Origin of the sequence: Eggerthella timonensis (assembly GCF_900184265.1) — a bacterium.
Taxonomy (GTDB): Bacteria; Actinomycetota; Coriobacteriia; order Coriobacteriales; family Eggerthellaceae; genus Eggerthella; species Eggerthella timonensis.
This window is the reverse complement of the sequence record NZ_FXXA01000002.1, coordinates 3394303-3406971: the sequence shown is the minus strand read 5'-3', so window position 1 is coordinate 3406971 and position 12669 is coordinate 3394303. Positions and strand designations below refer to the sequence as shown.

The 12669-nt window shown below is 66.4% G+C and carries 11 protein-coding genes; 5 read left to right on the top strand and 6 right to left on the bottom strand.

All coding sequences use genetic code 11. The annotated features are described in order from the left end of the window. Positions 1-2 precede the first annotated feature (2 nt). On the bottom strand, positions 3-833 hold the full coding sequence (locus C1A15_RS14520; protein ID WP_101723225.1) for a NisI/SpaI family lantibiotic immunity lipoprotein: 831 nt from the start codon (positions 831-833) through the stop codon (positions 3-5). Positions 834-1340: 507 nt separating this feature from the next. On the opposite strand from C1A15_RS14520, the gene feoB reads away from it, so the two are divergent. After that, on the top strand, positions 1341-3884 hold the full coding sequence (gene feoB / locus C1A15_RS14515) for a ferrous iron transport protein B (protein WP_101723224.1): 2544 nt from the start codon (positions 1341-1343) through the stop codon (positions 3882-3884). A gap of 87 nt (positions 3885-3971) precedes the next feature. Here the strand turns inward: feoB and C1A15_RS14510 are convergent, their stop codons facing one another. Continuing rightward, a complete protein-coding gene (locus C1A15_RS14510; protein ID WP_101723223.1) occupies positions 3972-5174 on the bottom strand; it encodes an MFS transporter in 1203 nt (400 codons plus the stop codon). A gap of 244 nt (positions 5175-5418) precedes the next feature. On the opposite strand from C1A15_RS14510, the gene ahpC reads away from it, so the two are divergent. Further along, positions 5419-5982 carry an alkyl hydroperoxide reductase subunit C gene (gene ahpC / locus C1A15_RS14505; protein WP_101723222.1) on the top strand — a complete coding sequence of 188 codons (564 nt, stop codon included), beginning with the start codon at positions 5419-5421 and terminating at the stop codon, positions 5980-5982. Between the two features lie 489 nt (positions 5983-6471). Here the strand turns inward: ahpC and C1A15_RS14500 are convergent, their stop codons facing one another. Genes C1A15_RS14500 through C1A15_RS14490 form a run of 3 tightly spaced genes read right to left on the bottom strand, consistent with a single transcriptional unit; the run spans position 6472 to position 9466 of the window. Next, positions 6472-7128 carry a DUF6320 domain-containing protein gene (locus C1A15_RS14500; protein WP_101723221.1) on the bottom strand — a complete coding sequence of 219 codons (657 nt, stop codon included), beginning with the start codon at positions 7126-7128 and terminating at the stop codon, positions 6472-6474. Then, a complete protein-coding gene (locus C1A15_RS14495; RefSeq protein ID WP_101723220.1) occupies positions 7125-8474 on the bottom strand; it encodes a phthiocerol/phthiodiolone dimycocerosyl transferase family protein in 1350 nt (449 codons plus the stop codon). The genes C1A15_RS14500 and C1A15_RS14495 overlap by 4 nt, the downstream gene beginning before the upstream one ends. Further along, positions 8447-9466, bottom strand: coding sequence for an alpha/beta hydrolase (locus C1A15_RS14490; RefSeq protein ID WP_101723219.1), 1020 nt, complete (start codon positions 9464-9466; stop codon positions 8447-8449). The genes C1A15_RS14495 and C1A15_RS14490 overlap by 28 nt, the downstream gene beginning before the upstream one ends. A gap of 481 nt (positions 9467-9947) precedes the next feature. Here C1A15_RS14490 and C1A15_RS14485 point away from each other — a divergent pair, with 481 nt between their 5' ends. The 3 genes from C1A15_RS14485 to C1A15_RS14475 all read left to right on the top strand — a co-directional run bounded on the left by C1A15_RS14485 (position 9948) and on the right by C1A15_RS14475 (position 11578). Further along, positions 9948-10532: a TetR/AcrR family transcriptional regulator gene (locus tag C1A15_RS14485; RefSeq protein ID WP_101723218.1), complete on the top strand. Its 585-nt coding sequence runs from the start codon at positions 9948-9950 to the stop codon at positions 10530-10532. A gap of 87 nt (positions 10533-10619) precedes the next feature. Continuing rightward, a complete protein-coding gene (locus C1A15_RS14480) occupies positions 10620-11252 on the top strand; it encodes a class I SAM-dependent methyltransferase (protein ID WP_101723217.1) in 633 nt (210 codons plus the stop codon). Continuing rightward, positions 11249-11578: a metal-dependent transcriptional regulator gene (locus C1A15_RS14475; protein ID WP_101723216.1), complete on the top strand. Its 330-nt coding sequence runs from the start codon at positions 11249-11251 to the stop codon at positions 11576-11578. The genes C1A15_RS14480 and C1A15_RS14475 overlap by 4 nt, the downstream gene beginning before the upstream one ends. A gap of 33 nt (positions 11579-11611) precedes the next feature. On the opposite strand, the gene C1A15_RS14470 is transcribed toward C1A15_RS14475, so the two are convergent. Then, complete coding sequence (locus C1A15_RS14470) at positions 11612-12652, bottom strand: LCP family protein (RefSeq protein ID WP_101723215.1); 1041 nt, start codon at positions 12650-12652, stop codon at positions 11612-11614. Between the last annotated feature and the right edge of the window lie 17 nt (positions 12653-12669).

The following is a 12669-nucleotide window of genomic DNA, read 5'->3' as shown; positions in this document are numbered from 1 at the left end:
CGCTAGCGCGCACGCGCGGCGAACCATACGCCGTCGATCTCGACGGCGAGAGCGACCGAGGGGTCCGCGTCCGCAAGGGCGCGGACTTCTCCGTAGAAGCGGGTCTCCCGCCGCTCGGTGCGGTCCTGCCCGCTCCAATCGAGGGAGAGGAGCTCGTCGTGCGAGAGGGGGCGGAGCGTGTCCGCGTCGTAGGTGACGGAGGCCGCGATGACGCCCAGCAGGGTGCCTGGGTTCTCGACGCCGCCGTTGGCGAGGGGCTCGTCATCTACTTGGTAGCAAATCGAGTCGGACAAAAGCTGGGTCGCGTTCTGGGGGTTGACGGCGAACGAGGAGGACGCGTGGGCGGCCGCGGCTGCGGGGTCGAAGGGGCTGTCGGCCGAGGTGAGCCGGGAGGCGGGGACGGCGCGATGTACGGAGTCGTCGACGTCGACGAGGAGCACGGGAAAGGGCGCGCCGTCGTGCGGAGGAGCGTCGCGCGGTTCGTACACGTTGACGTACGACACGATGCCCACTGCCGTGTCGGCGGCTGCCGCCAGCTTGTCCATGTCGAGCCGCAGCGTGTCGGCCAGGCTCTGCTGCGCGACGACGGCTCCCTGCGCGTCCACGGCGGCGTTCACATGCAAACGGCCCGCCCATGCGCCGATCTCGCTTTGCGAGACGACGTCGTCCAAGATGACGTAACCGGTGCCGCCGCAGGTGAACTCCGCGGCGTTGGCAGGGTTGAGCGCGCAGGGCGCGAGGTCGTCCGGCTGTGCGGCGCAACCGGCGAGGACCCCCAACGCGAGCGTTGCTGCGAGGGAGATGCGGGCGAGGGCTTTGGCGGGGGCGGTCATGGGCGAGGCTCCTTTCCGAGGTTCGTGGGAACAGGATAGGCGGCGTTCTCAAAGATTCTCTAAAGACGATTGTGAAGAAATTGTATGCATAAGCTAACTTTCATTGCTGGATGATATATGTTAGCCTAATATAACTTTCATCGAAAGCGAAGCGATCGAAGGAACTGAAACTCGGGTGGCGACGCCACGGCAGTCCGATGCTCGCCCAGCTTCGAAACAGTCTGCTGACCCGGCGGCGGAAGCTCCTCTCGTCTGGCTATCCGTCGCGCTTGCAAGCGGAGGGAACCCCCCTTTCCCTCCGCTTTTCCTTTTGCCCCGAACCTCTCATACGAACGAATGTTTCACGTGAAACATCGGGGCACGGTCTCGGCTCGTGGCGCGCGAACGCGTTCACCATGGGAAACTTTTTCGTGCGTCGTATGAGGTTTCGCGGTACCATGGATGCGGACAGAAACGAGCAAGGCGGCAGGGCGAGGGGGTCGTCCCGCCGATGCGAGGAGATACGCGTTGACAACTCTGAACGATCTTCCAATCGGCAAGACCGCGACTGTGGCCGCGGTGGGCGGCGAAGGGTCGCTTCGACAGCATTTCCTGGACATGGGCATCATCCCGCTGGTCGACGTGACCATGGTGAAGCATGCGCCCATGGGCGACCCGATCGAGGTGCGCATCCACAGCTACGAGCTGACGCTCAGGCGCGACGACGCGCGCAAGATCGAGATCGACGACGTGCGGGACGCATCCGACGCGCGGGAAAGCCACGCGCCCGGCAAGCCCGTTCCGCATCCGGGCCTCGGCGAGGGCGGCAAGTTCCACGACCGGGCGGACGAGAACCCCCTGCCCGAGGGCACGCCGCTCACCTTCGCCCTCGTGGGCAACCAGAACTGCGGCAAGACCACGCTGTTCAACCAGCTGACCGGGTCGAACCAGCACGTGGGCAACTTCCCCGGCGTGACGGTGGATCGCAAAGACGGCTGCATCAAAGGCCATCCCGAAGCGCTCGTCACCGACCTGCCGGGCATCTACTCCATGTCGCCGTACTCGAGCGAGGAAGTGGTCACGCGCCGTTTATTGCTGGACGAGCAGCCGCGCGGCATCATCAACATCGTGGATGCCACGAACGTCGAGCGCAACCTGTACCTGACGATGCAGCTCATGGAGCTGGGCTTCCCGATGGTGTTGGCGCTCAACATGATGGACGAGGTGGAGGGCAACGGCGGCACCATCCACGTGAACGAGATGGAGCGGCTGCTGGGCATCCCCGTCATCCCCATCTCGGCGTCGAAGAACGAGGGCATCGCCGAGCTTGTGGACCATGCCCTGCACGTGGCGCGGTTCCAGGAGCCGCCTGTGCGCCAGGACTTCTGCGCTCCCGACGAGCACGGCGGGGCCGTGCACCGCTGCCTGCACAGCATCATGGCGCTCATCGAGGACCATGCCGAGCGCGCGGGCATCCCGCCGCGGTTCGCTGCGAGCAAGCTGGCCGAGGGCGACCAGCTCGTGCTCGATCGGCTCGATCTCGATCAGAACGAGAAGGATGCGCTCGAGCACATCATCCGCCAGATGGAGGCGGAGCGCGGCCTCGACCGCTCGGCGGCCGTCGCCGACATGCGGTTCGGCTTCATCGGCCGGGTGTGCGAGCAAACGGTGGTGAAGCCGTCGACGAGCCGCGAGCACGCGCGCAGCACGCGCATCGACAAGCTGCTGACCGGCCCTTTCACGGCCATCCCCGCGTTCGTCGCCATCATGGCGCTCGTGTTCTGGCTCACGTTCAACGTGGTGGGGGCGTGGCTGTCCGAGCTGCTCGAAGGCGGGATCGCGGCGCTCACCGACGTGGTGGCGTCGGGGCTTGCGGCGGCGCACGTGAACGAGGTGCTGCAATCGCTCATCATCGACGGCGTGTTCAACGGCGTGGGAAGCGTGCTGAGCTTTCTGCCCACCATCGTCACGCTGTTCTTCTTCCTGTCGCTTTTGGAGGATTCCGGCTACATGGCGCGCGTGGCGTTCGTCATGGACAAGCTGCTGAGGCGCATCGGGCTGTCGGGGCGGTCCATCGTGCCCATGCTCGTGGGCTTCGGCTGTACGGTGCCGGCCGTCATGGCCAGCCGCACGCTGCCGTCCGAGCGCGACCGCAAGATGACGATCCTGCTCACGCCGTTCATGAGCTGCTCGGCTAAGCTTCCCATCTACGCGTTCTTCACCGCGGCGTTCTTCCCGGCGAACGGGGCGGCGGTGATGGTGGGCCTGTACTTCGGCGGCCTCGCGGCCGGCGTGCTCGTGGCGCTGCTCATGCGCTCGTCGATGTTCTCGGGCGAGGCGGTGCCGTTCGTCATGGAGCTGCCGAACTACCGCATGCCGAGCGCCCGCAACGTGGCGCAGATGCTGTGGGAGAAGGCGAAGGACTTCCTCGAGCGCGCCTTCACCATCATCTTTCTGGCCACGATCGTCATCTGGTTTTTGCAGACGTTCGACTTCGGGCTGAACGTGGTGGCCGACTCGCAGGACAGCATGCTGGCCGTGGTGGCCGGCTGGATCGCCCCGGTGTTCGCGCCGCTCGGCTTCGACGACTGGCGCATCTCGACGGCGCTCGTCACGGGCGTCATGGCGAAGGAGAGCGTCGTGTCCACGTTGTCGGTGCTGTTCGGCAGCACGGCGACCCTCGTGGCGGCCATCACGCCGCTCGCGGCGCTCGGGCTGTTGGTGTTCTGCCTGCTGTACACGCCATGCATCGCGGCCATCGCGTCGGTGAAGCGCGAGCTGGGCGGCCGGTGGGCGCTCGGCATGGCGTTCGGGCAGCTGGCCGTGGCGTGGGTGGCGGCGCTCGCGGTGCGCGGCGTCGGCTTGGCGCTCGAGGAGGGGCCGGCGGGCGCGGCGAGCCTTGCGGCGGCTGCCATCGTGGTCGCGCTGGCGGTGCTCGCGGCGCGGCGCATAGGGCGCAAGCGCCGCGAAGGCGCGACGGGGATAGGATGCGGCGGGTCGTGCGACGGCTGCGAGGGCTGCGCGGCGGGGTCGCGCGAGCCCGAGGAGAAGGCGGACGCGGGGGTGCGGTAGCGGCTGCCGGGGTTTGTGCGGCGGACGGGGCGCGTCGGCACGGAAGCCTCACGCGCACCGCCCGCTCGCGCAACTTGGGGCACCTCTTTATTGGGCGGTACCGATGGCTTCGGCCATGCCGTCCGGCGCGCCCGCAGGGCGGTAACGGCGCTCGTAGCGCGCGGCGAACGCCGCGAGCAGTACCACGGCGAGCAGCGAGAAGGGCACGCCGGCCAGGCTCGGCCACACGTAGGACGCCCCCGTGTTGAGCACGGCCTGGCCGATGGTGGCGCCGCATGCGTTGCCCAGGTTGAACGCCACCTGCACGCACGCCGACCCGATCATCTCGCCTCCGCCGCGCCCAACCTTCACCATGAGCAGCTGCTGGGGGCTCGATACGAAGAACATGCCGAAGGAGCACAGGAGCATGAGGCCGGCCGCCGAGACGGGCGTGCCGGAGAACGCGAAGATGAGCGCGAGCGTGACGCAGCCGATGGCCTGGCCGGCCGCCGCCATCTTGCCGGGCGACGTGCGGTCGGTGAGCCGCCCGCCCACGAGCGACCCGGCCACCATGCCGAAGCCCGCCAGCACGAGCAGCGCCGGCAGCGCGTCGGCGGGAAACCCGCCGACGTTCGTCAGCCACGGCGACACGTAGCTCCACCAGCAGAACACGCCGGTGTTGCCCAGCAGCACCGCGCCGATGACCAGCCAGGGGCCGGGCTTCTTGAGGAAGCGGAACTGGCCCGCGAGGCCCGCGTCGGGGATGGGGCGCACGGCGGGCACGAGGCGCGCGACGAGCGCAAACGAGCCGACCGCCCACACGGCGACGAACACGAACGCCGCGCGCCACGACAGGAGGCCGGCCAGCAACGTCCCGCCGGGAACGCCCACCATGTTCGCCACCGTCTGGCCCAGCACCATGATGGAAACGGCGCGGCCCTCGCAGCCGGGGTCGGCCAGCTCGCGGGCCACGATGGTGGCGGTGCCGAAGAACGCGCCGTGCGGCAGGCCCGACACGAAGCGCGCCGCCACGAGCACGTCGGCGTTCGGCGCGAGGGCGGCCGCGGCGTTGCCGAGGGCCACGAGCGCCACGAAGCCAAGCAGCAGCCGCTTGGGCGGCACCCGCCGGCCGAACACGAGGAACAGGGTGCCCACGCACACGCCGAGGGCGTACGCGGAGATAAAGGTGCCGGCCGCAGGCACGCTGACGTGCAGGCCGGAGGCCGTGGCGGGGAGGATGCCCATCATCACGAACTCGGCGAATCCGAGCGCGAACGATCCGGTGGCGAGGGCGAGCAGGCTGTTCTTCATGGCGGGAGCGGTTTCCTTCGTAGCGCGGGAGACGGGGCCGGGATAGTATGACATCGCCGCGCGCCCGGCGGGGAAAACTTGTCGGGAATATGACAAACCTTCCATCGGACGAACCCGAACCGCCGGCAAGCTTTTGGAGATTGTCCGGAGACGCTACAATACGATGCTTGAGAAGTAGCATTTATGAGAAAGTTCGCTTTGGATAACAACTCGCGAAGACAGATCGCAGATAGGAGCAGCAACCATGTCCATGATCAACAAGGAAATCGACGACTTCAGCGTCCAGGCGTTCCACAACGACGACTTCGAAACCGTGACGAAGGACGACGTGCTGGGGAAGTGGGGCGTGTTCTTCTTCTACCCGGCCGACTTCACGTTCGTGTGCCCGACCGAGCTTGAGGACCTCGGCGCGCTGTACGACCAGTTCCAGGAAGCGAACTGCGAGATCTACGCGGTGTCGTGCGACACGCATTTCGCGCACAAGGCCTGGCACGACGCGTCCGAGAACATCAAGAACCTGCCGTATCCGATGCTGGCCGACCCCACCCACAAGCTGGCGGACATCTTCGACGTCTACATCGAGGAGGAGGGCGTTGCCGAGCGCGGCAGCTTCGTGGTGAACCCCGAGGGCAAGATCGTGTGCTACGAGGTGAACGCCGGCAACATCGGCCGCAACGCCGCCGAGCTGCTGCGCCGCGTGCAGGCCAGCCAGTTCGTGGCCGAGCACGGCGACTCGGTGTGCCCCGCCCGCTGGGTGCCGGGCGCCGAGGTGCTGCACCCGGGCATCGACCTGGTGGGCAAGCTGTAAGGAGTGCCGTCGGCTTTTGTCGTCGGCTTCGCCTCGAACGCCGCAGCGGATGTTTCCGCTGCGGCGCTCGAGCATATCGGAGACCGTCTTTCGCCCAGATATTCGCCGCCCGACCTCCGTGCGCGTCTTCGTCCTTCTTTGCAAGTTTTTCGAGGTTGTGGCAAGCTCAAGCACGTTGCGATTTCGTTGACCAGGGCTTTCTCGGAAGCGTTTTGGGAGAGAGCGATTGGGAGCCCGCCAGAGGCGCGTTTTGAGCGTCTAAACCTGCCACAAAGTCGAAAAACTTGCACAAAGCGGCCGAAAAACGGTTTCGAGGGAAAGGCGGGGGCTGTGGATGATCTCGGCGTTGTCGGGGCGCATGAGCGGGATTTCGTCAAGCCGGCGGTGCGGATGGGTCTTCGGAGCGTCGAGGAGAACGCCGATATGCGTCGATGCCGTTTCGCTCGACCCTCCCTCTCAAAACGGGTTGGCAAGCGGACATCCGTTTCCCTACGCCGAGAACAGCTTGCGCACTTCGGCTACGAGCTGCTTGCGGGTGAACACGACGAGGCCCAGCAAAAACACGCTGGCGGTGAGCGCGCTCGCATAGGCCGGCACGTCCCAGGTGGTCAGGCCGAGCGCGGACAGCGCGAGCGGGATGAGGCCCAGCCCGACGTCGAACAGCAGGTACTTGGCGTAGCCCGACACGAACGTGCCGCGGAACACCGCGAGCAGCACGCCGTCGAACACGAGCGCCACGAGGCAGATGCCGGGGATGACGAACGTCGTCACCACGAGGTTGCGCGACACGAGGAACCAGACGGCGGCGATGGCCAGCAGCACGAGGAAGTAGCGCGCCACCACGCGCAAGAAGTCGGGCGTGTGCGTGATGATGTTGCGCACGAACAGGTAGTTCACCACGAGCCCGAGGCATACGGTGAGCACGATGTCGCCCGGCAGGCTCAGCAGTCTCCCCAAGAACAGCATGGCGAGCAGGCACGCCCCGGTGGCGAACGCGAGCACCGCCAGCGCCAGCGCGCCCGACTTGCGCACCTCGTTCTTCGGGAACACCGATGGCGACGCGTCGCCCTCGAGCTCGGATTGGCACAGCGGGCACCGGTCGAGGTCGCCCGACAGCCGCACGCCGCATTTTCCGCATCGCTTCATCGGCCGTCGTCCTCCCTCGCGTCCGCCGCCCCGTCGCGCGCGGGCGTCTGACCGCCCAGGCGCTTCATCGACGCTTCGATCTTCGTCTCGATGCGGTCCTCGGCCACTTCTTCGCTCGTCTTGTTCAGGTTGAGGGTGCCCTCGATGCCGCGACCGGAGAAGAACCGGCAGAAGTTCTTGATGATGTCGGGGTTCGAGAACACCGTGGATATGCCGATGCTCAGGTCGTCGCCGAACGAGCACGCCATGAAGTTCATGCCGGTGGTAGACGTGAGGATGTTGACGTCGCGGACGTAGGGGGCCAGCCGCTCGTCGATGCGGATGGCGCCGAGGTTCGACAGCGTGGTGGTCACGTCGCGCGCGGCCACGCGGTCGGCCAGCTCCAGGATGGCGTCCTTCACGAACAGCGGGGCCAGGCGCAAAAGCGGGTTCTTCTCGAGCTTGATCATGCGGTTCATGCGGCTCTTCAGCTCGTCGGCCTGCGTCGCGGCCTTCAGCTGGGCGTGCACTTGCCGGGCCACGGTCTCGACGGGCTCGTCCTCATCGCCGGGGATGTAGGACACGAAGGCCAGCCCGAAGAAGTTCTTGACCGTGGTCGACTTGAAGAAACGTCGCAGGTCGACCGGCACGTCCATGCGGATGGCCCGGTTGCGCTCGCGGCGCGGCATCTCGGCGCGGATGGAGCACATGATGACGGCGATCAGCAGCGCGGTGAGGCTGACGCCGCAGTCGTGCGCGAGGTCGAGCACCCGGCTGGCGGGCAGGTGGTACTCGAAGAACGTGGGGTCGGCCTGGTCGCGCCAGCCGGAGAGGCGGTGCACCTTCGGCGTGCGCGAGGAGGCGGCCAAGTCGGGCTCGAAGTACTTGTCGAAGCTGTTCTCCGCTTTCTGGTGATCGGACCCGTCGTACTCGGCCGGCACGCCCTCCACCCCGTAGCGTTCCTCGATGTAGGCGTGCAGCAGCGCCTTGAAGAAGCTTAAGCTGCCGCGGCCGTCCGACACGATATGCGAGACTTCGAGGTTGATGCGCGCGGCGTGATAGCTGACGCGGAACAGCACGCTCTTCGCGTGGACGTGCAGGCCGTAGCAGATGGGCAGGTTCTCGCGCTGCACGGCCGGCGGCTCGGCGGCCTGCTCGAGGTAGTGCCAGAACATGCCGCTGCGCAGGCATACGTTGAAGTTGGGGAAGACGGCCACCGTCCGCTCGAGGGCGCGCTGCAGCGCCGCAGGATCCGCATCGTCGCGCATGGTGGCGGCGTAGCGGAACACCGTCTGGGCCGAGCTGCCCGCCTGGGATGAGTAGAACTTGCCGACGTTGTCTAGTCGGTACCAAGTATCCCGAGCCATGCGGGTTCACCTTCCTGCGTCAGCTCGTCATCGTCCAAGAAGTGCTTGATGATGCGGTACGTGTCTTTGACCAGGCTGAGGATCGACGGGTACAGCAGGTAGCCGTGCACGGCGTCCAACATGCGGTAGCATTGCACCTCGCTGCCCTCCAGCTCCAGGCGCCCGGCGTACGCTTCGCCCTCGTCGCGCAGCGGGCAGTACTCGGCGCTGATCACGAGCGTGCGCGGCTGGCCCGACAGGTCGGGGTCGAGCAGCGGGGCGAAGTAGGGGTTGTCGAGGTCGGCGGGGCAGGAGCGGTACAGCTCCATGTAGCCTTCGATGTCGCGCCAGGTGAGCAGGTAGTCCTCGCCGTTCTCGCGCACCGAGTCGAACCACGAGGTGAAGGGGTCGTGGTCGTTGTACGTCACGGGGTACAGCAGCATCTGCGTGCGCGGCTCGAAGTCGCCGCGGTCGCGCGCCATGAGCGACAGCACCGCCGCGAGGTTGCCGCCTGCGCTGTCGCCGAACAGCACCACGTGCTCGGGGTCGACGTCGGCCAGCAGCGTGCCCGCGTACAGCTGGCGCGCCACCTCGTAGCAGTCCTCGGCCGCCTGGGGGAAGCGGTGCTCGGGCGCGCGGCGATAGTCCACCGACACCACGCGCCGCTCCAGCTGGATGGCCATGGTGGTGCACGCGTCGATGTAGAAGTCCACGGTGCCGTTCACCCACCCGCCGCCGTGGAAGAACAGGATGGTGCCGCGGGAGTCCTCGCACACCTTGAGCCCTTCGGCGAGCGAGAAGTCGAAGTCGAGCGGGGTGAACACGCGCAGCGGCACCTCGAAGCCGTCGGGCATCGTGGCGGTTGCCTCGTCGATGCGGCAGCGGGGGTTGGGCAGCATGAGCTTGGCGCTGACGTCTTCGGCGAAGCGCTGCGCCTTGTAGAACTCCCTGATGTCGGGCCGAAGCCTCGTTGCTGCCTTGAATGCGGCGAGTACCGCCTTGTTGATGGGCATGCGATGGCGTCCTTTCTCGGAATCCCATCGTAGCATATGCGCGCCCCGCCAAGCAGAGCGTTACGCAAGGCTCATCCAAGCGGGAAGGCTTCGCTTCCCGCTCACGTCGTGCAATCGCATCGCTCGGGAGGGGCGCGGCGTGCATGCTTTCGAGTTTCGGCTGCGACGTTTCGAAACGCAGGCGAACGGATGTTTCACGTGAAACATCCAGAACCTGTCGACGTCTCGACACGTGGGGCTCGAGGTGCGAAGGGCGCTGGGGCAATGAAGGATAAGCGAAATGGGTTGCGAGGAGGGGCGGTCCCGACTGGATGAGGCGCGCCGATCGAGCCGGGGGATCGGTGGGGCAGGCGACCGGTCCGTCGAGCATTCTCCGCCCACCTGAAATTCGTGTCGGATCTCGTTAAACATTGTTCATTGACAATCGTTCAATGACGTGGCATGATCGGTGGGGTACCGTAGCGAAACGGAAGGGTGCAGCATGGCACGAACGGTGAAGGATCCGGAGGAGCGGAAGCGCGACATCCTCGAGACGGCCATGGCGCTGTTCGTGGAGCGCGGCTACGAGGCAGTGTCCATGCGCGATATCTCGCATGCGGCGGGCATCACGCCCGGACTGTGCTACCACTACTTCGACTCCAAGCAGAAGCTGTTCTCCGCCGCCCTCGAGGCGTACGCAGAGGACTGCTGCCGCGACTATATCCGCATTCTCGACGACGTAAGCATCTCGCTGGCCGACAAGATCGATGCGCTGTTCGACGCCGTTGCCGATGAGGAGAGCTTGCGCTATCACGATTTCTTTCACGAGGAGGGCAATCGGGAATTCCATCGCCAGCTCGGCTTCGAGCTATGCGACCGCCTTCGCCCGCACATGGTAGCCGCTCTCAAGGCCGATGCCCGCAAGCGAGGCGCGACGGTGGCATCGCCCGAAGTGCTCGTCGACTTCATCACGCATGGGCAGCTGAATATCCTCGCGAGCATGGGTGCGCCCGACCCTGAAACGATGCGGCTTGTCCGAAGCTACGTCTGCACGCTGCTCGACGCGCAAACCAAGCCGCTGGACTAGTTGATGCGATCTGCCCCGGCCAGCCGGGGCATTCTTCGGACCAGTGATTGAACAATGTTTAATGAAGGTATGATGAAAGGAGCGGATATGAGCGAATCATCGACCGACGCCGTACGCGATGCCAAGGAGGTTTCGCGCCGGGCCTTCGACGCGCAGTCACCGACGTACGACAACGACATGAAGGGGGAGCATGCGCGCAGGCTCTATCCCTACGTGTTGGAAGAGGTTGCCGCCGCAGCACCCAAGCGCGTGCTGGACGTGGGGTGCGGAACCGGCGCGCTCGCGCAGCTCGTGCTGGAGGCGCTTCCCGGCTGCGAGCTGTCTGGGATCGACCTGTCTGCGGGCATGCTCGACCGTGCGCGACAGCGGCTGGGACGGTGCGCAGCGCTGCACGAGGCGGACAGCGAGCACCTCCCTTTCGCCGACGAGACGTTTGACGTGGCCTATTGCAACGATTCGTTTCACCACTACCCCGATCCGCGCCGCGCGGCGTTCGAGGCATGGCGCGTGTTGCGTCCGGGGGGCATGCTCATCGTGGGCGATTGCTGGCTGCCGGCTCCAGCCCGCTGGGTGATGAACGCGTTCATGCCGTACAACAACGCGGGCGATGTGCGCATCTACTCCGAGCGCGAGCTTCGCGATATCCTGGGAACGTGGTTCGGCGAGGTGGGGTGGAAGCGAGCCGGCGCTCACGCGTGCCTCGCGAGGGCGGTGAAATGAGCGGGTTAACCCCGGCCCTCGCGCGCTACCTGCTGGCCATCCAAGATGGCGTCGATCGGCGCGTGGGGCTGGCTGATCGGCTTGCGGTTTCGAGGCCGAGCGTGACGAAGGCCGTTGAGCGCCTTGAGGCGATGGGGCTCGTGACGGAGGACCGCGCCCATGTTCTGGTGCTCACCGCCTGCGGAGAAGGGGAGGCGCGCGCCCTTGCGGCCTCCGTGGAAGCCGTCGAGCGGTGCCTCGTCGCCCAAGGCATGGCTCCCGGTTGCGCCTATCGTATGGCCCGTGAGGGCGCTCTTACTCTGCCGTGTCCTTTGTTCCGACGGTGACGTTCGCCGCGCAAGCAGCTGACGGGCGAAGCTCTACGGCAGCTCGATCACCGTGGTGGTGCTCACCGGGGCTTCGGGGGACTCGGTGTCAGCGCTCCAGACGCTGACGGCGGGGGCCGGATCCTCTCCGGCGTCTACGGCGTCCATGAGCGCGTTCCACTCCTCGGGGCTCTCGGGCACGAGCCACAGGCCGCCGAGCTCTTCGAGGAAGTCGCCGTAGTAGGGGCCGGTGGTGCCGTACACGGTGATCTCGTCGCCCGAAGCCAGCTCGTCCGCCCAGGCCAGCTGATCGTCGAGCGGCACGTTCGTGGTGACGAGCCCCTGCAGCAGCGTGAGCAGCGCGCCGGTTTGCGTCGGATCGGCGTACGCCAGCTCGATGAAGCGGGTCATCATCTGGCGATCGACCACCTGGCGGATCATCTCTTGCTGATAGCCGGTGTCGCCGTAGCCGGTGCGAGCGCGGGACAGCGCCATCGTTCTCCACGGCGTGAGCGTCTGCTCGCCGGCTTCGTACACCTCGTCAGGATAGTCCTTCGTGTAGAAGTTGTACGTCAGGCCGTAGGGAAGGTCCACGTCGAGGCCGCCGAAATGCTCCACGATGCCCTGCAATCCGTCGAACCCGACGACGACGTACTGCGACACGTCGACGCCCACGACGTCGGACGCGGCGGCGCATTGGGCTTCGGGGCCGGCGTTGGTGAGCATTTGGTTGAGCTTGGCGGTATTGCCGTCGGGGAAGACGTAGGCGGTGTCGCGCGGCACGGTGACGAGCGTGATCTGATGACGTTCGAAGTCGAGGCGCATGAGCATCATGAGGTCGGCGTGGCCGGGCGTGTACTCCTCCCAGGAGTCGTCGCCGATGACGAGGATGTACTCGGGTTCGGGCGCAGGAGGCTCGGGCGTGTCGTTCACGACGAGGGGCTCGGACGGCGCCTGCTGTGCATCGCTTTCCTGCGGCGCCGGAGCGGAGCAGGCGCCGAGCGCGATGGAGAGCGCCGCCGCCGACGCGACGAGCAGGGAGAGCAGCCCGAGACGGCTCTTCGACGGTGTGCAGCGCAGTGCTTTGGCGATCATGCGAACCACTTCCTCAT